Below are 25,733 nucleotides of genomic sequence, written 5' to 3'. Positions count from 1 at the left end.
GTTGGTCACCAGCCGGCTGGCGCCGGGGAAGTCTTTCGACACGATCCGGCGGTGGCCCGGCGCGTCCCGGTGCTTTCTCGGGGGTATCCGACGTACCTTTGGCAACATGGCCACCCGTACGCCGAAAAGCGCATCGAAGGGTCCGGCGAAGCGGTCGCCCTCGTCTCGTTCGACCCCCGCGAAACGGGGCGCCGCGTCCACGGGGCGGCCCAGGGCGAAGGGGGCGGGGCCGGTCCGTAAACCCCCGATGACCCATCAGGACCCGATCAGCTGGGTCTTCACCATGATCGGCAAGCTGGTCGTCGGCCTGTGGATGCTGCTCGCCAACGGCATCGGCAGCACCGCCCGCGCCCTGGGCAAGAACGCCAGGGAGCTCGACCCGGTCCACCGCCGCGACGGCGTGGGGCTGGCGGTCCTCGCCGGCGCCATCGTGCTGGCGGCGATGACCTGGCGCGACACCAGGAGCGGCGTCTCCGAGGTCGTCCACACCGTCGTGCACGCCGTGTTCGGCTCGCTGGCGTGGGCGCTGCCGCTGCTGTTCGGCCTGCTGGCCTGGCGTTACCTGCGCCACCCCGACCAGAACGCCGACACCGGCCGGATGGTGATCGGGTGGAGCGCGCTGCTCGTCGGCGTCCTCGGGGTGATCCACGTCGCCAACGGCACCCCTTATCCCGCGGGCGACGCGAACAACACGATGGAGAAGGTGTCGCAGGCGGGCGGCATGATCGGGTTCATCGTGTCGGCGCCGCCGATGAGCATCCTGCCGCCGTGGATCACGATCCCGCTGCTGCTGATCCTGTCGGGGTTCGGCGTGCTGGTGATCACGGCCACGCCCGTCCACCGCATCCCGGAGCGGCTGGCCGAGCTGCGCCACATGCTCTTCGAGCGCCAGACGCCGGAGGGCAGGCCCGCGCCGCAGCCGAAGAAGCGCGGGCGGCCGAAGAAGCCCGCCGCCGAGGGCGAGGAGTCGGTCAAACCGTACGACACGCCCGTCCTGTCGGAGAAGGAGAAGCGCGAGGACCACTCGCCGGAGATCGTCCCGGGGCTCATGGACGAGGAGGAGCCGCCGCCGGCGCCGGTCAAGCAGCCGGAGCCGCCGCAGCCCACCCCGGCGCCGCGCAAGGTCGAGCAGCTCGTGCTCTCCCCGCAGGCGGGCCCGTACCAACTGCCTGACCTGCAGCATCTCAAGCAGGGCACCGCGCCCAAGCCGCAGACCAAGGCCAACACGGTCGTGGTGAACGCGCTGACCAGCGTGCTGGAGCAGTTCACCATCGACGCCCAGGTGATCGGGTTCACCCGAGGGCCGACCGTGACCCGCTACGAGATCGAGCTGGGGCCCGCGGTGAAGGTGGAGAAGGTCACCGCGCTGACCAAGAACATCGCCTATGCCGTTAAATCGGCCGATGTTCGGATCCTGTCCCCGATCCCCGGCAAGTCGGCGATCGGGGTGGAGATCCCGAACGCCGACAAGGACCTGGTCGCGCTCGGCGACGTGCTCCGCGCCCAGGTGGCGCAGGCCGACCACCACCCGATGATCGTCGGGCTGGGCAAGGACGTCGAGGGCCGCACGATCGTGGCCAACCTGGCCAAGATGCCCCACCTGCTCATCGCCGGCGCCACCGGCGCGGGCAAGTCCGTCTGCGTCAACGGGCTGATCACCTCGATCCTCATGCGCGCCACCCCCGACGAGGTGCGCATGGTGCTCGTCGACCCCAAGCGGGTCGAGCTGAGCGTGTACGAGGGCATCCCCCACCTGATCACCCCGATCATCACCAACCCGAAGAAGGCCGCCGAGGCCCTCGAATGGGTGGTGGGCGAGATGGACCGCCGCTACGACGACCTGGCGGCCAGCGGGTTCCGCCACATCGACGAGTTCAACAAGGCGGTGCGGGCCGGCAAGCTCGTGCCGCAGCCCGGCAGCGAACGCGTCTACCAGCCCTATCCGTACCTGCTGGTGATCGTGGACGAGCTGGCCGACCTGATGATGGTGGCGCCGCGCGACGTGGAGGACTCCATCGTCCGCATCACCCAGCTCGCCCGCGCGGCGGGCATCCACCTGGTCATCGCCACCCAGCGGCCGAGCGTGGACGTCGTCACCGGCCTGATCAAGGCCAACGTGCCGTCCCGGCTGGCGTTCGCGGTGTCCTCGCTGACCGACTCGCGGGTCATCCTCGACCAGCCGGGCGCCGACAAGCTGGTCGGCCAGGGTGACGCGTTGTTCCTGCCGATGGGGGCAAGCAAGCCGATCCGGATCCAGAACGCGTTCGTCTCCGAGAAGGAGATCGCCGAGATCGTCAACCACTGCAAGCAGCAGATGCAGGTGGAGTACCGCAGTGACGTGACCGTCGCGGCCGGCGCCAAGAAGGAGATCGACGAGGACATCGGCGACGACCTCGACCTGCTCATCCAGGCCGCCGAGCTGATCGTCACCACCCAGTTCGGTTCGACCTCGATGCTGCAGCGCAAGCTGCGCGTCGGCTTCGCGAAGGCCGGGCGGCTGATGGACCTGCTGGAGAGTCGCGAAGTGGTCGGTCCCAGCGAGGGTTCCAAGGCTCGCGAGGTGCTGGTGAAACCAGATGATCTGCCCGGATTGCTAGCCGACCTGCGTGGCGAATGACCCCAATGGCCACTTCCCTGCCACTTACTGCTTGAATAGGAGCAACTACGCTCCGTCGTGGGGAGGCGGTTGTCGTGCAGGAGCAGAGCATCGGAGCCATATTGGCGGCGGCTCGGCAGTCTTCGGGGTTGACTGTCGAGCAGCTGAGCAAGATCACGCGTATCCGAGAGGCGATCATCAACGCGCTCGAGCGTGACGAGTTCGCCGAGTCCGGAAGCGATTTCTACATCAGGGGGCACGTCAAGACCATCGCGGCTGCCGTGGGGCTCGATCCCGAGGCCGTGGTGCACCACTACGACCAGCTGCACGGCGGTGCGCCGCAGCCGGTGCGGGCGGCGGCGGTGTTCCAGGCCGACCGCATCATCAAGATGTCCGAGCGGCGGGGGCCCGGCTGGGCCCCGGCGCTGGCGGTCGCGCTGTCCGTGGTGGTCGTGTTCGGCGTGGTCAAGGTCCTGGGCGGCGCGTCCGACCAGGTCCGCACCGCCCGCGGGGAGCGGCCGGCGGCCACCGTGCCGCCGAACTCGCCGTTCACCGAGGGGCCGTCCGCCGTGGCCATGGCGGGCAAGAACACGGTCGAGGTCACGGTCGAGGCGAAGCGGCGGGCCCGCATGACGGTGCGCGACGCCAAGGGACGCCGGCTGTTCGACGGCAGCCTCAAGGCGGGCAGCAGCGCCACCTGGCGGGCGCAGAGCCGGATCGACTTCGAGGTGGGTGACGCCGGAGCCGTGTCGGTGCAGGTCAACGGCAAGAACCTGGGCGCTGTGGGGGAGCGGGGGGAGAAGGTGCGCCGGTCGTTCGGCCCGGGGAAACCACCAGCTCGGTAACCCCTGCATCGTGTGGTGGCCAACTGCCGATACCGTAGTGTCACCATGTCATCCCGCCGAACCGCATCGCTGATCACGCTGGGCTGCGCCCGCAACGAGGTCGACTCCGAGGAGCTGGCCGCGCGACTCGAGGCTGCCGGTTGGCAGCTCGACGACGACGACCCGGATGTCGTCGTGGTCAACACGTGCGGCTTCATCGAGTCGGCGAAGAAGGACTCGATCGACACCCTGCTGGCCGCCGCCGACTCGGGGGCCAAGGTGGTCGCCGCGGGCTGCATGGCCGAGCGCTACGGCAACGAGCTCGCCGACGCGCTGCCCGAGGCCAGCGCGGTCATCTCCTTCGACGACTACACCGACATCGGCGGGCGTCTCGACGACGTGCTCGCCGGGCGCGCGCTCACGCCGCACACGCCGCGTGACCGCCGCCTCCTGCTGCCCATCACGCCGGTCGACCGGGCCGCCGCCCCCCGCGGCGCCATCCCCGGGCACGGCGACCTGCCCGACGGGCTGGCGCCCGCGAGCGGCCCGCGGGTGCTGCGCAAGCGGCTCGACGAGAGCCCGGTGGCCTCGCTCAAGCTCGCCTCGGGCTGCGACCGGCGCTGCACGTTCTGCGCCATCCCTGCCTTCCGCGGCGCCTATGTGTCCCGCCACCCCGACGAGCTGGTGGCCGAGGCCGACTGGCTGTCCCACCGCGGCGTGCGCGAGCTCGTGCTGGTGAGCGAGAACTCCACGTCCTACGGCAAGGATCTGGGCGACCTGCGGGCGCTGGAGAAGCTGCTGCCGAGGCTGGCGGCCGTCGAGGGCGTCTCCCGGGTGCGGGCGAGCTACCTCCAGCCGGCCGAGCTGCGGCCGGGGCTGATCGACGTGATCGCCGGCACCGACGGCGTCGCCGCCTACTTCGACCTGTCCTTCCAGCACGCCAGCGGCGGGGTGCTGCGGCGGATGCGCCGCTTCGGCGATCCCGAGCGCTTCCTCGGCCTGCTGGAGAGCATCCGCGAGCGGGCGCCGGAGGCGGGAGTGCGCTCCAACTTCATCGTCGGCTTCCCCGGCGAGACCGAGGAGGAGTTCGGCGAGCTCGTCTCCTTCCTGGAGGCGGCCAGGCTCGACGTCATCGGCGTGTTCGGCTATTCCGACGAAGACGGCACCGAAGCCGCGGGCTTCGACGGCAAGCTGGCCCAGGAGGTCGTCGACGAGCGCGTGCGGGTGCTCACCGAGCTGGCCGAGGAGCTGACGGCGCAGCGCGCCGAGGACCGGATCGGCACCGAGGTCGACGTGCTCATCGACGAGGACCTCGGCGACGGCGGCTACGAGGGCAGGGCCGCCCACCAGGGTCCCGAGGTCGACGGATCGGTCACCGTTCAGGGCATCGGCCTGGTGCCGGGCGAGCTCGTCCGCGCCATGGTCGTCGACGCCGAGGGCGTCGACCTCATCGCTCGGATCAAGGCCGCCGGTCCATGACCAGAGACGAGCGCCGCGCGGTGAGTCCGTGGAACATCGCCAACGTCCTCACGGTCCTGCGGCTGGCGCTCGTCCCGTTCTTCGTCGTCTGCCTGTTCCTGCCGGGCATGGGCTGGCGGCTGGCCGCGCTGGCGGTCTTCGCGGTGGCGTCGTTCACCGATCATCTCGACGGTGAGCTGGCCAGGCGCTACGGCCTCATCACCGACTTCGGCAAGATCGCCGACCCGATCGCCGACAAGGCGCTGACCGGGGCCGCGCTGGTGTGCCTGTCGCTGCTGGGCGAGCTGCCGTGGTGGGTCACGATCGTGATCCTCGGCCGCGAGCTGGGCATCACGCTGCTCCGGCTGGTGCTGATCAGGCTGGCGGTCATCCCGGCGAGCTACGGCGGGAAGGTCAAGACCGTCCTGCAGATCGCCGCCATCGCGCTCTACCTGGTGCCGTGGGTGCCGGAGGCGCTGCGGGAGACGGTGATGGGGGCGGCGCTCGTGGTCACGGTGGCGACGGGGGTCGATTACGTCATCCGCGCGATCAGGCTGCGCGGGATGGCGAGGCGTGCGCGCGGGGAGTGAGGATCATGGCCGAGGTCACGCAGGTGCTGGAGTCGCTGGCGAGCCAGGAGGCCACTGTCGCCGTGGCCGAGTCGCTCACCGGCGGGCTCATCGGGGCGACGTTCACGCTGGTGCCGGGGTCGTCCCGGGTCTTCAAGGGCGGGGTGATCTCCTATGCCACCGACCTGAAGCAACGGCTGCTGGGCGTGCCGGGGGATCTGCTGCGCCGCGAGGGGGCGGTGCATCCGGAGGTCGCCGCGGCGATGGCGGCCGGCGTGGCGCGCTTGTGCGAGGCCACGTACGGGGTGGCGGTCACGGGAGTGGCCGGGCCGGAGCCGCAGGACGGCCAGCCGGTCGGCACGGTCTTCGCGGCGGTGAGCGGACCGGGCGGACAGGTGTGGGGCCGACGGTTGAGCCTTAAGGGGTCGCGTGAACGTATCAGGGTAGAGACGATGGACGAGGCTATTGATCTACTAGCAAGTGTGCTTAAGGACAACAAAGGGGAACATTCCGGATGATTACCGTGTTACGTCCCCAGCGAACATGCGAAGCACGGTCTGACGCGGTGTCGGTCGATGCGGGTACGGTGGAGCTGTGAGTGAGGTCCGTGAGCCAACTGCAAGCAGCGAGCGCCCGGCAGGCGGGCCTGATGAGTCACGAGCGGCGGGCCAGGGGCGGAGACGCCCGGCAATGACGGCGAGGAGTATGTACGAAGCGAAGAAGAAAGACGGGCGGCACGACTCGATCGCGCGGAGCGTGGTGAAGCCATCCACTCCGGGGAGGGAGCGACAGATGATTTTGCTGCGTCAGCTGCTCGGAGACGTGCTGAGGCGGTTGCGCGTGCGGCAGGGACGCACACTCCGAGAGGTGTCCACGCTGGCGCGCGTCTCACTCGGCTACCTGTCCGAGGTGGAGCGGGGCCAGAAAGAGGCGTCCTCCGAGCTGCTCGCGTCGATCTGCGGCGCGCTCGGGGTTCCGCTCTCGCAGGTCCTGCGTGAGGTCTCCGATCAGTTCGCGCTGGCGGAGCTTCAGGCCGCTCCCGTGCTGGCCGACGCGCCCGAGCACGAGCGCATCGCGGTTCCCGACTCGGTCCCAGGATCGATTTCCGACACCGTCTTCCCCGAAGTCAAGGACATGGTGGCTGCCTAGCCCGGCTGACAGCCGCCGCACCACATGATGAGCCGCTCCTGCGGTCCTGTCCCCATCTCGCCACGGCTGATGCGGGTCCCGCAGCGGCGACAGGGTCTTCCCGCCCTGCCGTAGACCCAGGTCTGATGCGCCGGGCGGCGGTCTCCCGTGGTCACCGTGCCCGCGTGATGCCTGTTGGCCGCCAGCAGCCTCTGAGCCAGCGTGACGAGCCCTTCCAGGTCCCCGACGTCCCCGACCCTCCGCCACGGCCATACGCCGCGCAGGAAAAGCGTCTCCGCGCGGTAGATCGTGCCGATCCCGGCCAGGTTGCGCTGGTCGAGCAGCGCCTCGCCGATGGTCGTGTCCGGGTCCCGGCTCAGCCGCCGCACGGCCTCGGCCGGATCCCAGTCGTCGCCCAGCAGGTCGGGGCCCAGATGCCCGACGACCTTGCCCTCGTCGGCCGTCCTCAGCAGGTCCACCATCCCCAGCCGTACGCCGACCGCCTGCCACTGCCGGTTGGCCAGGATCAGCCGCACCCGGTCGCCCCCCGGGACGCTCCGGCCGGCCGGGGCGACCTGCCAGCTGCCGTCCATCCGCAGGTGGGTGTGCACGGTGAGCCCGCCCTCGACCCGGGTGAGCAGGTGCTTGCCCCGTGACACGGTCTCCAGCACGGTCCGGCCGGTGAGGTCGGCGGTGGCGTGGCGCGGCACCCGGAACTCCGACCGGGTCAGCACCTGACCGTCGAGCGCCCCCCGCAGCCGCGCGGCGGTGCGGTAGACGGCATCACCTTCGGGCATGCGTCCCAGTCTAGGAAGCCGGGAGCGGAGGCCGTCGGCGTGACCGAAGGGGACTTCGCGACCACCCGCGCGGACGGCCCCGTCAACCTCGTGTACCTGCTGCGCAACACGATCACGAACCTGACCACGCAGGACGAGCAGGTCGCGTGCTTCCGCGATGCGGCCGCCCACCTCGAACCCGGCGGCCGCTTCGTCGTCGAGGTCTACGTCCCCGAGTTGCGACGGCTCCCGCCCGGCCAGACCGTGCACCCGTTCACCGTGACCCCGGAGCACCTGGGTTTCGAGGAGTACGACCTCGCGTCCCGGATCGCGGTCTCCCACCACTACTGGGTGGGTGGACGGGCGGCTCGAGACCTACTCCTCGCGCCATCGCCACGTCTGGCCGGGCGCGGCGTGACGGCCGCTCAGCGGGCGGCGGCCTCGACCCACTCGTCGACCAGGTCGGCGAGCTGGTGCAGGGCCTCGTCGACGCGCTCGCGTTCGCCGGTGGTGAGGACATCGAGCTGCAGGCCCGTGTAGGCGGAGTTGACCAGGGTCGAGATGCGCAGCGCGTCGCGTTCGGGGACGCCGCGATCGCGGAGCAGCGACGCCACGAACGCCGACCGGTCCGCCAGCAGTTCCGGCACCAGACCCGTGAGCCGGCCGCCCGCCGCCAGCCCTTCGATCTCGTGGATCAGCCGGGCGATCGGCAGGTTGTCCTCCCTCAGCTGGAACTCCCAGGTGCGGCGGACGATCGTGCCGACGCTGTCGGAGCCGTCCCAGCCGGGCAGCGCGCGCAGCCAGGCCCGGTGGCGCTCGTCCAGACGTCGCATGGTGGCCGACAGCAGCTCTTCCTTGTCCTCGAAGTGGTGGGTCAGCACGCGGGTGGACTTGCCCAGGTGCTCGGCCAGCGGCCGCATGGACAGCGTCGAGAGGCCGCGCTCCGCCAGGTAGTCGACGATGCGGTCGAGGAGTTCATCCCGGCGGGCGGGATCGGCGGTCCTGGCCATCGGATAATCCCTTTGACGTCATTGAGGTGACGACTGTTACCTTACCTCGGTAACAACTGTTGCCTTAATTTTGGGGTTCCCATGTCCACACGAGTGCCCGCCTGGCTGGCGGCACTGACGTTCACCATGTTCACCTTCGCCACCGACGACTACGTGATCGCCGGGGTGCTGCCCGCGCTCTCCCGCGACCTCGGGGTCAGCGAGGCGGTGGGCGGGCAACTGGTGACCGGCTTCTCGCTGGCGTTCGCGCTGACCGCGCCGGCGGCGTCCGTGGTGACCGCCTCATGGCCGCGGCGCGGGCTGATGACCGGGGCGCTGCTGCTGTTCGTCGCCGCCAACGGGGCGGCGGCGCTGGTCACGTCCTACCCCGTGCTGATGGGGCTGCGGGTGCTGGCGGCGGTGGCCGCGGCGGCCGTCGTGCCCGCCGCGTACGCCATCACCGCCTCCCAGTCCCCGGCCGGGATGCAGGGGCGCTACCTGGCGCTGGTCATGGGCGGGCTGACCGGGTCGCTGATGCTGGGCGTGCCCATCGGCACCTGGGTGGGCGGCGCGTTCGGCTGGCGGGCCACGTTCGTGCTCGCCGCGCTGCTCGGCCTGGTGTCGCTCGTGGCCGTGCGCCGGACGCTGCCGCACGTGGCGCCGGAACCGGCCGAGGGCTCGCTGCGGGATCGGCTGGCGCCGCTGGCCCGGCCCCAGGTGGTCGCCGGACTGCTGGGGATCGTGGCGATCGTGCTCGGCAGCATGATGGTGATGACGTACCTGGCCCCGTTCCTGCGGGAGCTGGCGGGGGCCGGGCCCGTCGAGGTCGGCTGGGTGTTCGTGCTGGCGGGGGCGGCCGGGTTCGCGGGCGGGCAGCTCGGCGGGCGCGCCGGCGACCGGTGGGGGGCCGACCGGGCGCTCATCGCGGGGATCTGCGGGTTCGGCGCCGTCATGGCCGCGTTCACGGTCGCGTGGGGGCTGCGGCCGCTCGCCCTGCTCGCGCTCCTGCCGCTGCTCGCGCTCTGGGCGGGGGTGTCGTGGTGGATCCCGCCGCCCGCCCAGGTCCGCCTGCTGGCCCTGGCCGGTCCCGCCGGGCCGCAGGCGCTGGCGCTCAACAGCAGCGCGGTGTACGTGGGCGTGTCCGGCGGGGGCGCGCTGGGCGGTGTCGTGCTGGAGTGGCACGGGCCGGGCCTGCTCCCGGCGGCCGCGGCCGTGGTGGAGGTCGTCGCCCTGGTGATCTTCTGGCAGGCGTCCCGGCTGGGCCGACCGGCGGTCACCAGCACGGTCAGCCGTACGGGGACCTGAGCGGGGCTTCCGTACGGGGCCTCCGACGGCGGCGCGGCGGGCCGGTCAGTCCCAGGCGGCGGGGTCGGCGGCGAGCTGGCTGACGCGGTCGGGCAGGCGGCCGGAGGCGACGTGCTCCAGCGTGACCTCTTCGAGGATGCCGCGCTCGGTCGCCCGCAGCGCGATCCACACCTGCTGCAGCGACTCGGCCGGCCCCCGGTAGCCGACGTGCTCGGGCCGCTCGCCCCGCACGTTGGCCAGCGGGCCGTCGACGGCCCTGATGACGTCGGCGAGCGAGATGTCGGCCGGCGGGCGGGCCAGCACATAGCCGCCCTCGGGACCGCGCTGGCCGCGGACCAGCCCGGCGCGGCGCATCTGCAGGAGGATGTTCTCCAAGTACTTGGGCGGCATGTCCTGCTCCTTGGCGAGCTCGCCCACGGTGGTCGGGCCGGCACCGGCCGCGGCGAGTTCGGCGGCGGCGCGGAGGGCGTAGTCGACGCGAGCAGAAAGGCGCATGTTATCGATTATCCCTGTTGGTCAACACTGGTTAGACGCAAGGTGGCCACCACAGGCAGATGATCAGAGAACGGCACCCGCGGCGCCTCGGCGGACACGGCGGTCAGCCCGTCGCTGATCAGCACGTGGTCGATCCGCTCCGTGGGGGCGTCGGCGGGCGAGGTGGGCGGGTCGCCGAGCGCGAGCAGCGGGTCCGACAGCCCGGCCCGCTCCAGCACCCGCATCTCGGGGTCACCGGGCCGGATGTTCAGGTCCCCGGCCAGGATCACCGGCCTCATCAGGCCGTTGCCCACCCGCGAGCGCGGGCCCGCCTCGGCGGCGTCCCTCCCGGCGGCCAGGGCCCTGACCATGGCGGCGACCTCGGGCGCCTGCCCGGCCGGGGCCTGCAGGTGGGTGTTCACGATGCCGAGCTCGTGGGGCCCGACGCCCAGCACGATGGCCTGGGCCTGGGCACCGGTCGGGTAGTCGTGCCCGCCCAGCCGATGGGAGTGGACGCCGCGTACGAAAAGGTTGGTGAGCAGGGCGTCGCCCCACACGTTGTCGGCGGCCGGGGCGAAGTAGTAGCGCATGCCCAGGCCGCGGGCGATCCTCGCCAGGTCGTCGTGGCCGCCGTTGAGCAGCCAGCCCCGGTCCACCTCGCTGAGCAGCACCACGTCCGGCTTCTGGGCGGCGGCCCAGGCGGCGATGTCGTCCAGCGACAGCCGTCCGTCCAGGCCGAACCCCATCCGGATGTTGTAGGCGACCAGCTTGATCGTGTCTCCGCCCAGGGGGCGGTTCGCGGGCGGCGGCCGCCAGTTGGTGGCCGCCACGAGCACCATGAGCGCCGCCGCCACCGCCACGGCCGGCCACACCCGCCGCCGCACCCGCGGACCCAGCGGCCGGGGCCGCCCCGGCCGCACGGCCACGACCGCCGCCACCACCGCGACCGTGACCGGCCAGACCTGGTTGGGTATGCCCAGGTCCAGGTCGTACGAGGCGTAGTAGCCGAAGGTCGCCACCAGGAACACCAGCCCGCCGCCGAGCACCGCGACCCCCTGCCGCCCGCCCGCCGGCCGTTGCGCCGAGGCGGCGAGCACCGGGCCCGTCCACAGCAGCACCATGGCGCCGCTCAGCCCCAGCCCCGTGGACCCGGACGACGGGAGCAGCAGCAACACCGTGAAGCACACCAGCAGCACGGCCGCGGCGGCGTCGAAGGCGGGGGAGTGCGACACCCGCGACGCCAGCACCGTCGCCGCCACCAGCGCCGCCACTTGAAGGAGCGCGTCCCAGCCGATCACGCTCGGCCCGACGGCCGCCTTCGCGTAGCCGGTGGCCGCCATCCCGGCGAGCAGCAGCACCGGCCCGACCAGGAACCAGGTCCCGGCAGGCGCGAGCCCGCCGTCGCCACCCGCCCGGGCTGAGGCGTCACCAGCCGGGTCGGCGCCCGCTGTACGGGCCAGCACCAGGAACGCGGCGCACAGCCCCAGCACCGCCGCCCACGCCAGGAGCCCGGGTCGCCACACCAGGTCCACCCCGTCGAGCAGCAGGTGGCCGAGCACCGAGCAGGCCACTCCGCCGATGATCCCCACGGGCGCCGCCGCCCGGGTCGTCGTCCGCGCGCATCCGTACAGGAAGACCAGGCCGGCGCTCACCCCGGCCGAGGCCACGTACAGCTGCGAGACGCCGGCCTGCAGGAGCACGCGGGCCAGCACCAGCGCGACCGCCCCGCCCAGCACGGCCCAGCGCGGCTTCAGCCGCAGCGCCAGGAACGGGAGCACGAACCAGGCGGCCGCGTAGAGGCCCATCAGCTCCGGAGCCGTCGACCCGGCCCGCCCGAACAGCGTGATCAACGACGGGAGGAACACCCGCAGCACGTCGAGGAAGAGGACGACACCGATCGCCAGGAGAGCGACCTGGTGGCGGAGGGAGAGCATGAGCAATCCTCGCGTTCACCTGCATCGATAAGCAAGGGTGGGAGCGCTAAACTTGCAACAACCTTTTCGATTGTGACGGTGGGATTCAGCGTGGAGCGACGGCCTGGTGTGCCCAGACTGCTCAGGGAGATCAACGACCGGGCCGCTCTGGAGCTGCTGCTGGCCTCCGGGCCGATGACCCGCGGCCAGATCGGCGAGCTGACCGGCCTGTCCAAGGTGACCGCCTCCCAGACGCTGGCCCGGCTGGAGGAGCGCGGGCTGGTCGAGGTGGTCGGCGCGCAGGCCGGCGGGCGCGGCCCCAACGCGGCGCTCTACTCTGTCATCCCCTCCAGCGCCTACGTCGCCGGGCTGGAGGTCGGTCCCGGGCTGATCTCCACGGCGGTCGCCGACATCCACGGCCGCACGATCTCCCAGGTCACCGTCGACCCCGACAGTCACCCCGACCCGGTCGCCGCCGTGCACGACGCGATCACCAAGGCCTGCCGGAGCGCCAAGGTCGGCCTGGGCAGGCTGCGCGGCGTCGTCATCGGCACTCCCGGCGTGGTCGACCCGCGCAGCGGCGATGTGCGTTTCTCCTTCGACCTGCCGGGCTGGCACGAAGGCATCCACGAGGCCCTGGCGGGCGACCTCAAGCGCGAGGTGACGATCGAGAACGACGTCAACCTCGCCGCCATCGCCGAGCGGGCCGACGGCGCCGCGCGGGGCATCGACGACTTCGTGCTCCTGTGGTCCAGCCGCGGCCTGGGCATGGCGGTGATGCTCGGCGGCCGGCTCCACCGCGGCCGCTCGGGCAGCGCGGGCGAGATCGGCTACCTGCCCGTGCCGGGCGTGCCGCTGCCCGAGGACATCCGCACCGCGCCGGGACGGCTGCCGTCGCTGGCGGGCGGCCTGCAGTCGCTGGTCAGCGCGGAGGCGGTGGCGGAGCTGGCACAGGGGTACGGGTTCGCGGCCGACAGCGCCGGCCAGTGCGTCCAGGTGGCGGTGGCGGCCGGGGCCGAGGGCGAGCCGCTGCTCGACGAGATAGCCCGCAGGCTCGCCCTGGGCGTGGCGGCCGTCTGCGTGATCCTCGATCCCGGCCTGGTGGTGCTGGCGGGGGAGGTCGGTCACGCCGGGGGAGAGGCGCTCACCTCGCGGGTGGAGGAGGCGGTGGCCCGCGTCTGCCCGGTCCGCCCGCAGGTGGTCACCACCGCCGTCACCGACCCGAACCCGGTGCTGCGCGGCGCCGTGCTCGCCGCGCTCGACCAGGCCCGCCAGGAGCTCCTCACGTCCTGACCGGCGGCCGGTGGCTCAGGCCCCGGCGAGCAGTTCCGCCGCGGCCTGCGCGTTCGCCCTGGCCGCACCGTACGTGGCGAGGTAGGCGGCCGTGTCCGGGCGCCAGACCGGCAGCCCCATCTCGACCACCGTCGCGTCCGGCCGGGCGGCCACCAGCGCGGAGACCAGCGCACGGCTGTCCGGGTGGCGGTGCGCGTCCCTGACCACCACCACCAGCGACCGGTCCGCGGCCTTGGCCAGCAGCGCCGGCACGTCAGCCGAGCCGGGGGCGAGCCGCAGGACCTCCGCCTCCGGCAGCCAGCGCCCGAGCCCCCACGGCACGTCGCCCACGGCGATGGTCGGCGGCGTGTCCACCTCAACCACCAGCGGTTGCGACAGCGGCGCCGGCTCGCCGGCCAGCCGCACGGCGCGGCGGGCGGCGCGCAGCCCGACCCCGTTCCGCTCGGGCAGGGTGCGCCCCGGCGCGCCGAACCAGGCACGCAGCGCCTCCACCCGGGCCGCCGCCGCCTCCAGCCTGGCCGGCGGCAGTGTTCCCTCGTCCACCGCGGCCACGATCGCGTCGATCACCTCGCGCACCTCGTCGTGGCCGGGTATCGGCCCGAGGCAGAGCAGGTCGGCGCCGGCGGCCAGCGAACGCACCGCGCCGCCGGCCAGTCCGACGCTCTTGGTGATCGCGTGCATGTCGAGCGCGTCGGAGATCACCACGCCGTCGTAGCCGAGTTCGCCCCGCAGCAGGCCGGTGAGCGCGGCGGGTGACAGCGTCGCGGGCGTGCCGCCGGTCAGCGCGGGCACGGCCACGTGCGCCGTCATGATCGACTTGGTGCCCGCTTCGATGGCCGCGCGGAACGGCGCCAGCTCCCGCTCGCGCAGCACCTCAGGGGTGACGTCCACGACCGGGATGGCCAGGTGCGAGTCGACGCGGGTGGCGCCGTGGCCGGGGAAGTGCTTGACGCAGGCCGCGACCCCCGCCTCCTGCAGCCCTTCGACGGCGGCCACCGTGTGCCGGGCGACCAGTCCGGGCTCGTCGCCGAACGCCCGGGTGCCGATGACCGGGTTGTCCGCCTCGGAGTTCACGTCGGCGTCCGGCGCCATGTCCAGGTTGATCCCGCACGCGGCCAGTTCCGCGCCGATCGCCCGGTAGACCTGCCGGGTCAGCTCGGCGTCGTCCACCGCGCCGAGCGCCGCGTTCCCCGGGTACGGGCTGCCCTCGTGGTAGGCCAGCCTGGTGACGTCGCCGCCCTCCTCGTCCAGGGAGACGACCGGCTCGCCGCCCGCTTCCCGCAGCGCCGCGGTGAGCGCGGCGGGCGGCTCGTGGCCGTCGACGTTGAAGCCGAAGAGCGTGACGCCGCCCAGCCCTCGCTCCAGCTCGCGCAGCACCCAGCCCGGCGGCGTGGTGCCCTGGAAGGCGACGAGCAACGTACCGGCCGCGAGGCGGCGCAGCCCCCGATCACTACGACTCATGGCTCCTCATCAGATGGAAAACGGGCAGCCTCGGATACGGGGAGGCGCCCGTGGTGTCGATCAGCCCTTGACGGCGCCGGCCATGAGGCCGGTCACCATGCGGCGCTGCACGATCATGAAGAAGATGACGACCGGGATGGTCATCATCGTGGAGCTGGCCATGATGGCGCCCCAGTCCGTGCCCTTGTGGCCGAAGAAGTACTGCAGGGCCACGGGCATGGTGTAGCCGGTGGACTCGCTCATCAGCACCAGCGCGAAGATGAGCTCGTTCCACGCGGTGATGAAGGAGAAGATGCTGGTCGCCACCAGGCCAGGCGCGACCAGCGGGAAGAGCACCCGCCAGAACGTGACGAACCTGGACGCCCCGTCGATCCAGGCCGCCTCCTCCAGCGACTTCGGCACCGCGGCCACGAACGTGCGCAGCATCCAGATGCCGAAGGGCAGTGTCAGCCCCACGTTGACCAGGATCAGGCCGGCGAGGTGGTCGTACAGGCCGAGGGTCTTGACCTGCAGGAACAGCGGGATGAGCAGCGCCTCGGCCGGGATCATCTGCGCGATCAGCAGCAGGAACAGGAAGCCGGTGCGGCCCTTGAACCGGAACCGGGCCACCGCCGTCGCCGCCAGCAGCGAGAAGACCGCCCCGATGAGCACGGTGCCGAGCGCCACGACCGCGCTGTTGCCCATGTAGACCCAGATCGAGTTGCCCGCCACGCCCTCGGTCAGCACCCGGTGCAGGTGTTCGAAGGTGAAATGGGTGGGGAACGGGATGAACTCGGTGGTGAAGATCTGGTCGTTGGCCTTGAAGGCGGTCGACACCATCCAGTAGACGGGGAAGACCGCGAACAGGAACACCAGGAGGGCCGTGGCGTTCAGTGCCACCTTGCCCAGGCGCTTCCTGGCCAGCGGGCTCATCACAACTCCTCCTGCTTGACCAGTTGCCGGATGTACACGGCGGTGACGACCAGCAGGAGGACCGTCAGCACCAGCGCGATCGCCGAGCCCGTGCCCATCTTCTGCGGCGCCTTGAACGCCTCGGTGTAGGAGTACATGGACAGGTTGAACGCCTCACGGTTCGTCGGCCCGCTCATGAGCACGTACAACTGGCTGAAGACCTTGAAGTCCCAGATGATCGACAGTACGGTCAGCACCGCGAACACCGGCTTGAGCAGCGGGAACGTGATCTGCCAGAACGTGCGCCAGCCGGTCGCCCCGTCCACCCGCGCGGCCTCGTACAGGTCGGAGGGGATGCCCTTGAGCCCGGCCAGCACCGACACCGCGATGAACGGGAAGGACGCCCACACCACCGTGATGATCAGCACCATGTAGACGGACCAGGCGTCGTTGAGCCACGGCTCGCCGGTCCAGTCGGCGCGGCCGAAGACCAGCGTGGACAGCCAGTCGGGCAGCAGGTTCAGCGCCCAGTTGATCATTCCGGCCTCGGCGTCGAACAGCCACCGCCAGATGATGCCCTGCGCCACCGGCGGCACCGCCCACGCGCACATGATGCCGATCACCAGGAACGTGGACATCTTCTTGCCGAGCTTGCTCAGCAGCACCCCCACGGCGGTGCCCAGCACCAGCGTCATGGTGACCGCGATGACCGCGAACACGACCGTGTTGCGCAGCGAGTCCCAGAAGATCTGGCTCTCGAAGATGCGGGTGAAGTTGTCGGTGCCGACCCACTCGGCCGGCCGCCGCCCGCTGATCTGCGGCAGGCCCACCTTCTGGAAGGCGATGATCGCCACCTGGACCATCGGGTAGAGCAGCAGCGCCGCGATGACCAGCAGGCCGGGGATCAGCAGGACGTACGGGATGGACCAGACGGGCAGGCCCCTGCCCCTGCCCCTGCGGGACGGGCCCCGGCCCGGGGCGGAAGCGTGCCTGCCGCCCCGGGCGAGTGTCGGCGTGTTCGTCATGGCCTGTCAGGACTGGTTGAGGATGTCTTCGAGCTCGGTGTTGGCCGCCGCCAGCGCCTCGTCGGCGGTGGCCTTGCCCTCGATCACCTGGCGCGCGGCGTTCTGCAGCACGGCCTTGGTCTCGTTGGCCTCGGTCCAGTTCGGGTCCGCGGGGAAGGCCTTGGCCTTGGCGAACGCGGCCGCGAACGGCGCCTGCGCCGGGTCCTCGGCCAGCTTGGCGAGCGCCTCCGGGTAGACCGGCAGCAGGCCGCCCTCGGTGGCGTACCGGACGCCCCAGTCCTTGTTGGTCGCCATCTTCACGAACTCCTTGGCCGCCTCGGGCTCCTTGGCGGTGCCCCACACGGCGATGTCGTTGCCGCCCAGGAATGCCTGGGCCTCACCGCCGTCCTTGCTCGGCAGGGGGAAGAACGCGAGCTTGTCGCCCTTGAGCTTGCCCTTGCTCTCCTCCTCGATCGTGGCGAGGTCCCACGACGCGGTCAGGTACATGCCGACCTTGCCGTTGGAGAAGCGGGTGCGGATGTCCGAGCTGTTCTGGGTGAGCCGCGACTTGCTGGACAGGCCGTCCGTCACCAGGGACGTGTACTGCTCGAAACCGGCCTTGAAGGCGGGGTCGGTCAGCTTGCCGACCCACTTGTCGCCCTCCTTGACCGCGTACTCGCCGCCCGAGGTCCAGGCCAGCGAGCCCAGCAGGTGGTTGGCGTCGGAGCCGCCGTTGAAGGCGAAGCCGTCGACGTCCGAGCCCTTCTCCGCCTGGACCTTCTTGGCCGCGGCCACGAGCTCGTCCCAGGACTTCGGGACCTCGATCTTGAGCTCCTCGAACCAGTCCTTGCGGTAGAGCACCGCGCGGGTGCCGCCGCCCCACGGCACGGCGTACGTCTCGCCGTCGATGGTCTCCATGCCCATCAGGTTCTTCGGGATCCCGGCCTGGTCGCCGGAGCCGACGATGTCGGTGACCGGGGCGAGCGCCTCCTGGCTCACCCAGAGCGGGACCTGGTCGTTGCCGATCTCGGTGACGTCGGGGCCGGCGCCTCCGGCCGCGGCGGCGGTGAACTTGTCGTTCACCTGGGGCCACGGGATCCACTCGACCTTCACGCTGGCGCCGGTCTCCTGCTGGAAGGCGGCCACCAGCTCATCGGTGTACTTCTGCGCGTCGGGGTTGCTGTCACCGAGGCGCCAGAGCGTGAGCTCCTTGCCCGCGAACGCGGGGCCGCTAGCTTCGGCGGTGCTCGCCGCGCTGGGCTCCGCGGGCGCCTCACCGCCGCCACAGGCGGCCACGCCCAGGGCCAGGGCGGCCGTGGTGACCGTAGTGGCTGTGATCTTCGCGATCCTCACAGGGTTCTCCCTTCCCGGGTGCTGGCCTACGGTCCGCACCAGGCTGATCGTCAATGCCGAACGACAGGTGTTAAACTAACAAGAAACTTTCTTAAAAAAAACCGTCTGTTAGCCGATCGTGACGAGAGGGGCATGAAGATGAGCCGGAACCCCGGGACGCCTCGGCTGCTGCGCAGGCTGAACGACCGCTCCGCGCTCGAACTCCTCCTCGCCGAGGGCCCCCTCACCAGGGCCGAACTCGGAGAACGTACCGGATTGTCCAAGGTCACCGCAGGTCAGCTGCTCGCCAGGCTGGAAGACAGGGGCCTGGTGGAGGTGTCAGGGGAACGCGCCGGCGGCAGGGGACCCAACGCCGCACTTTACGGCGTACGACCCTCCAGCGCCTACGTCGCCGGGCTGGAGGTGCTGCCCGAGAGCGTCACCGTCGGCGTGGCCGACATCACAGGCCGGACCGTGGTCGAGGTCACGGTCAACCCCTTCGACGGCGACCCGGTCCGTACGGTCCAGGCCGCGGTCGAGCGCGCCTGCGCCGTCGCCGACGTCAGCCTGTCGCGGCTGCGCGCCTTCGTCATCGGCACCAGAGGCATGGTCGACCCGCGCACCGGCGACGTCCGCTTCTCACTCGACCTGCCCACCTGGCACGTCGGCGTGCTGGCCGGCCTGCGCCGCAACCTCGGCGCCTCCGTCACCATCGAGAACGACGTCAACCTGGTCGCCCTCGCCGAGCACCGCTACGGTGCCGCTGCCGGCGTCGACGACTTCGTGGTCATGTGGGCCGGCGTCGGCCAGGGCCTCGGCGTCATGCTCGGCGGCCGGCTGCACCGCGGCATCACCGGCGGCGCGGGCGAGATCGGCTGGCTGCCCGTGCCCGGCGAACCGCTGCCCTCCGACGTCAAGCACCCCAACTCCGGGTCCTTCCAGCGCCTCGTCGGCACCGCCGCACTCCAGAACCTGGCCGGCACGTACCAGGTGCCCGGCGCGGGCGTCCCCGACCAGGTGCGCAACGGCGGCGACGACTACCTCGACGAGCTCGCCGACCGGCTCGCCGTCGGCGCGGCCGCCGTCTCCGTCGTCCTCGACCCCGGCCTGATCGTGCTCAGCGGCGACATCGGCCGCGCGGGCGGCGCCCGGCTGGCCGCCAAGGTCCAGGACGCCGTCGCCCGCATCTGCCCCGCGCCGCCCCGCGTCGCCGCCGGCGGGGTCCCCGGCAACCCGGTGCTCCGCGGCGCCCTCGTGGCCGCTCTCGAACAGGCCCGCGAACAGGTGTTCTCCGACACCGTCTGACACGTGTGTGAGAATCACTGCACATGTGGCAGCCACCGAGTGACATCGTGCTCATCTCCGATCCCCGCGTGGCGGCGATCCCGGTGCAGGACAACGGCGAGCCCCTGGCCGACGCGCGCGACCGGCTCCGGGTCGACACCCGGCTCGCCGACGCCGCCGGCGCCTACGCCCACCTGCGGGCCGGGCTGCTGGCCAGGCTCGAACGGGCCGAGCGGCTCCTGCCCGGCGGATACCACCTGATGATCGTCGAGGGCTACCGGCCCGTCGCCACCCAGCGCCGCTACTTCGAGGAATACCGCGACGAGCTGCGCGCCGCCTTCCCCGCCATGTCCGAGCAGGAGGCGCACGTCGCCGCCAGCCGCTACGTCTCCCCGGTCGAGGTCGCCCCGCACACCGCCGGCGCCGCCGTCGACCTCACCCTCTGCGACCCCGACGGCGCCGAGTACGACATGGGCACCCAGGTCAACGACAACCCCGAGGAGAGCGACGGCGCCTGCTACACCGCCGCCCCGCACATCTCCGCCGACGCCCGCGCCCACCGCAAGCTCCTGGCTGCGGCCCTGGAGCCCGCCGGGCTGGTCAACTACCCCACCGAGTGGTGGCACTGGTCCCACGGCGACCGCTACTGGGCCCTGACCACCGGCGCCCCCGCCGCTTGCTACGGGCCAGTAAGCATGTAGCGATTCCGGAAGGCGGCAGGCGGGCACAAATCGTGCGGAGGCTCCCCCGACTCCTGCGAGGTGTGGGCATGGTTCCGCTGATCGGGATCGAAGAGGAGTACCTCGTCGTCGATCCGTACACCCGCCACGTCACCCCACGTGCGGCCGACGTCCTCGCCGCCGCCACGGACGTGCTCGACGTGGCCCACGAGATCACCAGGTTCCAGGTGGAGGCCCGCAGCGCGCCCTCCGCCGACCTGGCCGAGCTCGGCGCCCAGTTGCGGGCCGCGCGCAAGGAGGTCGCCGGGGCCGCCCGCTCGTGCGGGCTCGCCGTCGTCGCCAGCGGCATCCCGGTGCTAGGCAACGTCATGACGCCGCCGCTCAGCGACGACGCCCGCTACGAGCAGGGGCGCAGCCTCTACAGGGCGCTGCAGGACGAGATCAGCATCTGCGCCCTGCACGTGCACGTCGACGTGCCGGACGAGGAGCACGCCGTCTACGTCGGCAACCACCTGCGGCCCTGGCTGCCCACGCTGATCGCGCTGGCCGCCAACTCGCCGTTCTTCGTCGGCCGAGACACCGGCTACGCCTCCTGGCGGGTGATCAGCTGGGGCCGGTGGCCCGTCTCCGGCGCGCCCCCGTACTTCCCCACCTTCGGCGACTACGAGCTGGCCGTGCGCGCGCTCGCCGAGTCGGGCGCCCTCATGGACCCGAAGACCGTCTTCTGGGACGCCCGGCCCTCACCCCGGCTGCCCACGGTCGAGGTGCGGGTGGCTGACGTGCCGCTCGACGTGAACGACAGCCTCACCATCATCGGGCTGGTGCGCGGCCTGGTCGTCAGGGCACTGGCCGACGTGGCCCGCGGCGACCGCGGCCTGCCGATCCCGTCGGAGGTGGTGCGCGCCGCCTACTGGCGTGCCGCCCGCGACGGGCTCACCGGCGACAGCCTCGACGTCCGCCACGGCACGCTCGTGCCCGCCCCGCTGATGGCCCGCCGCCTCCTGGCCCACGTGAGCGACGCCCTGTCGGAGGCCGGCGACCTGCCCTACGTCGAGGACGGGCTGGAACGCCTGCTCGACAAGGGCTCCGGCGCCGAACGGCAGCGCCGCGTGCACGCCCGCGAGCAGGACCTCACCGAGGTGGTCGACGACCTCATCGAGGCCACCGTCGCCTGACGCCCTACGCACGCAGCCGGAGACCGCGCGGGGTGGGGTGGAAACCGGCTTCTTCCAGGGCGGCTCCCAGCGGCGAGTCGACGATCGGCTCGCCGTCGGCCCGCTCCACCGTCAGCTTGCCCAGCACGCCGTCGCGTACGGCCAGCGCCAGCGCGTCGACGGCGGGCCGCAGCCGGTCGTCGTCGGCGAACGACAGCAGCGTCTTGCCGCCCCGCTCGACGTAGAGCACCAGCCGCCCGTCGACCAGCACCACCAGCGCCCCGGCTTTCCTGCCCGGCTTGTGGGCCACCTCGCCGGGATGCGCCGGCCAGGGCAGCGCCGCCCCGTAGGGGTTGGCCGGATCGGCCGCGGCCAGCACCACGGCCCGGCGCTCCTCCCCGGGCGGGCCGTCGGGGGAGGAGGGCGCCATCGCGCGCATCCGATCGACCGCCCCCGGCAGCGCGAACTGGGCCCCGCCGAGCCCTTCGACGAAGTAGCCGCGCCGGCACCGCCCACTCTCCTCGTAGGCGCGCAGCACCTGGTAGACCGGCGAGAACCCGCCCGGCAGCCGCTCGGCGGTGACCGCCCCGCGCGTCACCACGCCGTGCCGCTCCAGCAGCACCTCCGCCTGCGCCTGAGCCCGCAGGGTCGCTTCGGTGGCCGGCTCCGGCAGCAGCCACCAGCGCCCCGCCACCGTGGGCGGCCCGCTGCGGCTCGGCAGCACCGCCCGCCGCCTGCGGGTCGCCGGCCGGTGGGCGGGCCGCCCCGAGCCGAGCGCGGCCCGCATCGGCGCCAGCGTGTCGCCCGACACCCGCCCCGCCCACACCAGGTCCCACAGCGCCGTCGCCACCGCCTGGTCGTCGAGCAGCCCCAGCCGGTCGGCGAGCTGACGGAAGAACAGCGCGCCGCCCCCGCTCAGCTCCTCGAGGATGCGCTCATGCACCGGCGTCACCGTGATCTCGCCCGCCTCAGGGAGCAGCAGCGGCGCGGTGTCGGCGAAGTAGAGGGCCACCCAGCCGTCGCCGCCCGGCAGCGACCCCTGCCCGGCCCACACCACCTCGCCGGCCGCGGTCAGCTCGTCGAGCAGCCCCGGGTGGTAGCCCGGCACCCGCGACGGCAGCACCAGCGTCTCCAGCGCCGAGGCCGGCACCGCCGCGCCCTGCAGCAGCTCGACGGCGCGGACGAGGGAGTCCATGGCCCGCGCGCCGCCTTCCCGCCCGCCGCGCGGGCCGCCGGTGATGCCGTGCCAGGCCGGGGTGAACACCGCGAGCGTCTCCGGCGGGACAGGCTCCACCTCTTTGCGCAGCCGGGCCAGCGACCTGCGGCGCAGCATCCGCAGCACGCCCGCGTCGCACCACTCCTCGCCCCGCCCGCCCGGCCGGAACTCGCCGTTGACCACCCGCCCGGACACGGCCAGCCTGCGCAGCGCGTCGGCCACCACGGCCACGCCGAGCCCGAACCGGCCGGCCGCGGTCGAGGCGTGGAACGGGCCCCGGGTGCGGGCGTGGCGGGCCAGCAGGTCGGCCAGGGGGTCGGCCACCGGCTCCAGGAACGCGTGCGGCACCCCCACCGGCAGCGGCGTCCCCAGCGCGTCGCGCATCCTGGCGGCGTCCTCGACCGCCGCCCACTGCTCCTCGCCCGCGACGCGCACCCTGATCGCCCGCCGCGCCCGCTCCAGCTCCTCCAGCCAGGCCGGGTCGCCGCCGCGCACGCTCACGTCGGGCGCCAGCAGCGGCCCGTGAGAGCGCAGCAGGTCGGCCAGGGCCTCCACGTCACGCAGCGGCCGATCGAGCCTGGCGAGCTCACGCTCGGTGTCGGAGATCACGTCAGGGTCGAGCAGCTCGCGCAGGTCGGCCTGGCCCAGCAGCTCGGCCAGCAGCGACGTGTCCAGTGCCAGCGCCTGCGCGCGCCGCTCGGCCAGCGGCGCGTCTCCCTCGTACATGAACGCGCCCACGTAGTGGAACAGCAGCGAGGCCGCGAACGGCGACGCCTGCCCCGTCTCCACCTCGACCACCCGCACCCGCCGGGCCGCGATGTCGCGCATCAGCTCGACCAGCCCCGGCACGTCGAAGACGTCCTGCAGGCACTCGCGCATCGTCTCCAGCACGATCGGGAACGACGCGTATCGTGAGGCGACCCCGAGCAGGTGGGCGGCCCGCTGGCGCTGCTGCCACAGCGGGCTGCGCCTTCCCGGCACGCGGCGCGGCAGCAGCAGCGCGCGCCCCGCGCACTCGCGGAACCGGGACGCGAACAGCGCCGACCCGCCCAGCTCCTCCGTCACGATCTGCTCGATCTCCTCGGCGTCGAACGCCGCCACGTCGGACGGTGGCTCTGCCAGGGTGTCGGGGATGCGCAGCACCACGCCGTCGTCGGAGTGGACCGCCTGCACGTCGACGCCGTAGCGCTCGCGCAGCCGCCGGTTGATGGCCAGCGCCCACGGGGCGTGCACCCGCGCGCCGTAGGGAGAGTGGATCACCACCCGCCAGTCGCCCAGCTCGTCGTGGAACCGCTCCACCACCAGCGTCTTGTCGTCGGGCACGTAACCCGTGGCCGCGCGCTGCTCGCGCAGGTAGGACAGCAGGTTTCCGGCGGCGTAGGAGTCGAGCCCGGCCTCGCGCAGCCGCTCCGGCGAGTCGTCCTTGGCCTGCTCGCGCAGGAACGCGCCGATGGCCCGGCCCAGCTCGGCCGGGCGGCCGGGAGTGTCGCCGTGCCAGAACGGCAGCTTGCCCGGCTGGCCGGGAGCGGGCGAGACCAGCACCCGGTCGGCGGTGATGTCCTCGATCCGCCACGACGACGCGCCCAGCACGAACACGTCGCCCACCCGTGACTCGTAGACCATCTCCTCGTCGAGCTCGCCCACCCGCGAGGCCCGCTCGCCGACCAGGAACACGCCGAACAGGCCCCGGTCGGGGATCGTGCCGCCGTTGGTGACGGCCAGCCGCTGCGCGCCGGGCCGGCCCCGCAGCGTGCCCGTCACCCGGTCCCACACGACGCGCGGGCGCAGCTCGGCGAACTCCTCGCTCGGGTAGCGGCCCGCGAGCATGTCGAGCGTCGCCTCCAGCGCGCTCCTGGGCAGGGTCGCGTACGGGGCCGCGCGCCTGACCACGGTCTCCAGCTCCTCGACGGTCCACTCGTCGAGCGCCGTCATCGCCACGATCTGCTGGGCCAGCACGTCGAGCGGGTTGCGCGGATAGCGGAGCTCCTCGATCAGGCCGCTCTTCATGCGCTCGGCCACCACGGCCGTCTGCACCAGGTCGCCGCGGTACTTGGGGAAGATCACGCCCTTGGACACCGCGCCCACCTGGTGACCGGCCCGGCCGATGCGCTGCAGCCCGCTCGCCACGCTCGGCGGCGCCTCCACGCACGCCACCAGGTCGACCGCGCCCATGTCGATGCCCAGCTCCAGGCTGGAGGTGGCGACCACGGCGGGCAGCCGCCCCGACTTGAGCGCCTCCTCGATCTGCGCCCGCTCCTGCTTGGACACCGAGCCGTGATGGGCGCGCACGACCTCAGGGCCGACGCCCTTGCTCGCCCCGGCCTGCGCCATCATCTCGGCCGGCGGGCGGTCCCACGCCGACAGGTCGACCTCGCCCCCGCGGCGGGCGAGCGCCAGCTCGTTGAGACGGGTGCAGAGCCGCTCGGCCAGCCGCCGCGAGTTGGCGAACACGATCGTCGAGTCATGGGCCGCGATCAGGTCGAACAGCCGGTCCTCGACATGCGGCCAGATCGACCGGGTGGCCGGGTCGGGCGCGAACTCCTCCGCCTCGGCGGGGGACGGGCCCGCCTCCACCTCGGTCATGTCCTCGACCGGGACGACCACCTGGACCTCGATGCGCTTGTCGGCCGGCGGCTGCACCACCGTCGCCGCGCGCGGACCGCCGAGGAACGCCGCGACCTCGCTCACCGGCCGCACCGTCGCCGACAGGCCGATCCGCTGGGCGGGCCGCTCAAGCAGCGCGTCGAGCCGCTCCAGCGTCAGCGCCAGGTGGGCGCCCCGCTTGGTCGCGGCCACCGCGTGCACCTCGTCGACGATCACCGTCTCCACGCCGCGCAGCGCCTCCCGCGCCTGGCTGGTCAGCAGCAGGAACAGCGACTCCGGCGTGGTGATGAGGATGTCGGACGGCTTGGCGGCGAACCTCCTGCGGTCCTCGGCGGGCGTGTCGCCCGAGCGGATCGCCACCGAGATCTCCGGCACCGGCAGCCCCAGCCGCCGCGCCGTCTGCTTCAGCCCCGCCAGCGGAGCGCGCAGGTTTCGCTCGACGTCGACGGCCAGCGCCTTCAGCGGCGACACGTACACCACCCGCGTGCCCTTCGCGGGCGGCTCGGCCGCCAGCCGGTCGAGCGACCACAGGAAGGCCGCCAGCGTCTTGCCGGACCCGGTCGGCGCCACGACCAGCGTGTTGTCACCGCCGGCGATCGACTCCCACGCGCCATCCTGGGCGGCGGTGGGGGCGGCGAAGGCCCCGGAGAACCAGCTGCTGGTCACCTGGCTGAAGCGGTCGAGCGAGCTCACCAGCACATACTGCCTCGCGCCACCGACAGAAAACGCATTGCGGCCGGGCCGCGTGATTGAGCGGGCGCGCGGGCGGACATACACCGACC

The 25,733-nt window shown here is 72.4% G+C and carries 21 protein-coding genes; 12 read left to right on the top strand and 9 right to left on the bottom strand.

Going from position 1 to position 25,733, the window contains the following annotated elements:
* Positions 1 to 106: 106 nt before the first annotated feature.
* From FR742_RS27175 to FR742_RS27150, 6 genes are all read left to right on the top strand, one after another.
* Positions 107 to 2,617 carry a DNA translocase FtsK gene (locus tag FR742_RS27175; RefSeq protein WP_148033564.1) on the top strand — a complete coding sequence of 837 codons (2,511 nt, stop codon included), beginning with the start codon at positions 107 to 109 and terminating at the stop codon, positions 2,615 to 2,617.
* A 74-nt stretch (positions 2,618 to 2,691) separates the two neighbouring features.
* Positions 2,692 to 3,441 (top strand): helix-turn-helix domain-containing protein, encoded by a 750-nt coding sequence (locus tag FR742_RS27170; RefSeq protein WP_261808763.1) that lies wholly within the window; start codon positions 2,692 to 2,694, stop codon positions 3,439 to 3,441.
* Positions 3,442 to 3,486: 45 nt separating this feature from the next.
* On the top strand, positions 3,487 to 4,899 hold the full coding sequence (gene rimO / locus FR742_RS27165) for a 30S ribosomal protein S12 methylthiotransferase RimO (RefSeq protein ID WP_148033562.1): 1,413 nt from the start codon (positions 3,487 to 3,489) through the stop codon (positions 4,897 to 4,899).
* Complete coding sequence (gene pgsA, locus FR742_RS27160) at positions 4,896 to 5,468, top strand: CDP-diacylglycerol--glycerol-3-phosphate 3-phosphatidyltransferase (protein ID WP_148033561.1); 573 nt, start codon at positions 4,896 to 4,898, stop codon at positions 5,466 to 5,468. The genes rimO and pgsA overlap by 4 nt, the downstream gene beginning before the upstream one ends.
* A gap of 5 nt (positions 5,469 to 5,473) precedes the next feature.
* Positions 5,474 to 5,965: a CinA family protein gene (locus tag FR742_RS27155; RefSeq protein WP_148033560.1), complete on the top strand. Its 492-nt coding sequence runs from the start codon at positions 5,474 to 5,476 to the stop codon at positions 5,963 to 5,965.
* Positions 5,966 to 6,239: 274 nt separating this feature from the next.
* Positions 6,240 to 6,596 (top strand): helix-turn-helix domain-containing protein, encoded by a 357-nt coding sequence (locus FR742_RS27150; RefSeq protein ID WP_148034847.1) that lies wholly within the window; start codon positions 6,240 to 6,242, stop codon positions 6,594 to 6,596.
* Here the strand turns inward: FR742_RS27150 and FR742_RS27145 are convergent.
* Positions 6,593 to 7,372, bottom strand: a complete 780-nt coding sequence (locus tag FR742_RS27145; RefSeq protein ID WP_148033559.1) for a DNA-formamidopyrimidine glycosylase family protein — start codon at positions 7,370 to 7,372, stop codon at positions 6,593 to 6,595. The two genes, FR742_RS27150 and FR742_RS27145, sit on opposite strands and share 4 nt — an antisense overlap.
* Positions 7,373 to 7,411: 39 nt before the next feature.
* On the opposite strand from FR742_RS27145, the gene FR742_RS27140 reads away from it, so the two are divergent.
* Positions 7,412 to 7,891: a hypothetical protein gene (locus FR742_RS27140; protein ID WP_148033558.1), complete on the top strand. Its 480-nt coding sequence runs from the start codon at positions 7,412 to 7,414 to the stop codon at positions 7,889 to 7,891.
* Here the strand turns inward: FR742_RS27140 and FR742_RS27135 are convergent.
* Positions 7,777 to 8,361 carry a TetR/AcrR family transcriptional regulator gene (locus FR742_RS27135; RefSeq protein WP_148033557.1) on the bottom strand — a complete coding sequence of 195 codons (585 nt, stop codon included), beginning with the start codon at positions 8,359 to 8,361 and terminating at the stop codon, positions 7,777 to 7,779. The genes FR742_RS27140 and FR742_RS27135 overlap by 115 nt on opposite strands.
* Before the next feature lie 81 nt (positions 8,362 to 8,442).
* Between FR742_RS27135 and FR742_RS27130 the strand changes: the two genes are divergently transcribed.
* Positions 8,443 to 9,645 (top strand): MFS transporter, encoded by a 1,203-nt coding sequence (locus FR742_RS27130; RefSeq protein ID WP_148033556.1) that lies wholly within the window; start codon positions 8,443 to 8,445, stop codon positions 9,643 to 9,645.
* A gap of 45 nt (positions 9,646 to 9,690) precedes the next feature.
* On the opposite strand, the gene FR742_RS27125 is transcribed toward FR742_RS27130, so the two are convergent.
* Positions 9,691 to 10,140, bottom strand: coding sequence for an Rrf2 family transcriptional regulator (locus FR742_RS27125; protein WP_148033555.1), 450 nt, complete (start codon positions 10,138 to 10,140; stop codon positions 9,691 to 9,693).
* An 8-nt stretch (positions 10,141 to 10,148) separates the two neighbouring features.
* Entirely contained in the window at positions 10,149 to 12,053 is a 1,905-nt protein-coding gene (locus FR742_RS27120) for an endonuclease/exonuclease/phosphatase family protein (RefSeq protein ID WP_148033554.1), read from the bottom strand.
* A gap of 90 nt (positions 12,054 to 12,143) precedes the next feature.
* Here FR742_RS27120 and FR742_RS27115 point away from each other — a divergent pair, with 90 nt between their 5' ends.
* Complete coding sequence (locus tag FR742_RS27115) at positions 12,144 to 13,325, top strand: ROK family transcriptional regulator (protein ID WP_148034846.1); 1,182 nt, start codon at positions 12,144 to 12,146, stop codon at positions 13,323 to 13,325.
* A 15-nt stretch (positions 13,326 to 13,340) separates the two neighbouring features.
* Here FR742_RS27115 and FR742_RS27110 read toward each other — a convergent pair whose 3' ends face one another.
* Genes FR742_RS27110 through FR742_RS27095 form a run of 4 tightly spaced genes read right to left on the bottom strand, consistent with a single transcriptional unit; the run spans position 13,341 to position 18,034 of the window.
* Positions 13,341 to 14,786 carry a glycoside hydrolase family 3 protein gene (locus tag FR742_RS27110; RefSeq protein ID WP_148033553.1) on the bottom strand — a complete coding sequence of 482 codons (1,446 nt, stop codon included), beginning with the start codon at positions 14,784 to 14,786 and terminating at the stop codon, positions 13,341 to 13,343.
* A 60-nt stretch (positions 14,787 to 14,846) separates the two neighbouring features.
* On the bottom strand, positions 14,847 to 15,698 hold the full coding sequence (locus FR742_RS27105; RefSeq protein WP_148033552.1) for a carbohydrate ABC transporter permease: 852 nt from the start codon (positions 15,696 to 15,698) through the stop codon (positions 14,847 to 14,849).
* Complete coding sequence (locus tag FR742_RS27100) at positions 15,698 to 16,702, bottom strand: carbohydrate ABC transporter permease (RefSeq protein ID WP_148033551.1); 1,005 nt, start codon at positions 16,700 to 16,702, stop codon at positions 15,698 to 15,700. Before FR742_RS27100 ends, FR742_RS27105 begins: the two co-directional genes overlap by 1 nt.
* 6 nt (positions 16,703 to 16,708) lie before the next feature.
* Complete coding sequence (locus FR742_RS27095) at positions 16,709 to 18,034, bottom strand: extracellular solute-binding protein (protein WP_148033550.1); 1,326 nt, start codon at positions 18,032 to 18,034, stop codon at positions 16,709 to 16,711.
* A 138-nt stretch (positions 18,035 to 18,172) separates the two neighbouring features.
* On the opposite strand from FR742_RS27095, the gene FR742_RS27090 reads away from it, so the two are divergent.
* The 3 genes from FR742_RS27090 (at position 18,173) to FR742_RS27080 (ending at position 21,152) form a co-directional block, all read left to right on the top strand.
* A complete protein-coding gene (locus FR742_RS27090) occupies positions 18,173 to 19,318 on the top strand; it encodes an ROK family transcriptional regulator (protein WP_148034845.1) in 1,146 nt (381 codons plus the stop codon).
* A 23-nt stretch (positions 19,319 to 19,341) separates the two neighbouring features.
* Complete coding sequence (locus tag FR742_RS27085) at positions 19,342 to 19,998, top strand: M15 family metallopeptidase (RefSeq protein WP_148033549.1); 657 nt, start codon at positions 19,342 to 19,344, stop codon at positions 19,996 to 19,998.
* Positions 19,999 to 20,066: 68 nt separating this feature from the next.
* Positions 20,067 to 21,152 (top strand): glutamate--cysteine ligase, encoded by a 1,086-nt coding sequence (locus FR742_RS27080; RefSeq protein WP_148033548.1) that lies wholly within the window; start codon positions 20,067 to 20,069, stop codon positions 21,150 to 21,152.
* A gap of 4 nt (positions 21,153 to 21,156) precedes the next feature.
* Here the strand turns inward: FR742_RS27080 and FR742_RS27075 are convergent, their stop codons facing one another.
* Positions 21,157 to 25,644 carry an ATP-dependent helicase gene (locus tag FR742_RS27075; RefSeq protein ID WP_187281328.1) on the bottom strand — a complete coding sequence of 1,496 codons (4,488 nt, stop codon included), beginning with the start codon at positions 25,642 to 25,644 and terminating at the stop codon, positions 21,157 to 21,159.
* Positions 25,645 to 25,733 lie beyond the last annotated feature (89 nt).

This window comes from Nonomuraea sp. C10 (genome assembly GCF_008017515.1).
GTDB lineage: Bacteria > Actinomycetota > Actinomycetes > Streptosporangiales > Streptosporangiaceae > Nonomuraea > Nonomuraea ferruginea.
Note: the sequence above shows the minus strand (reverse complement) of the source record. Positions and strands in the feature narration are given on the sequence as shown.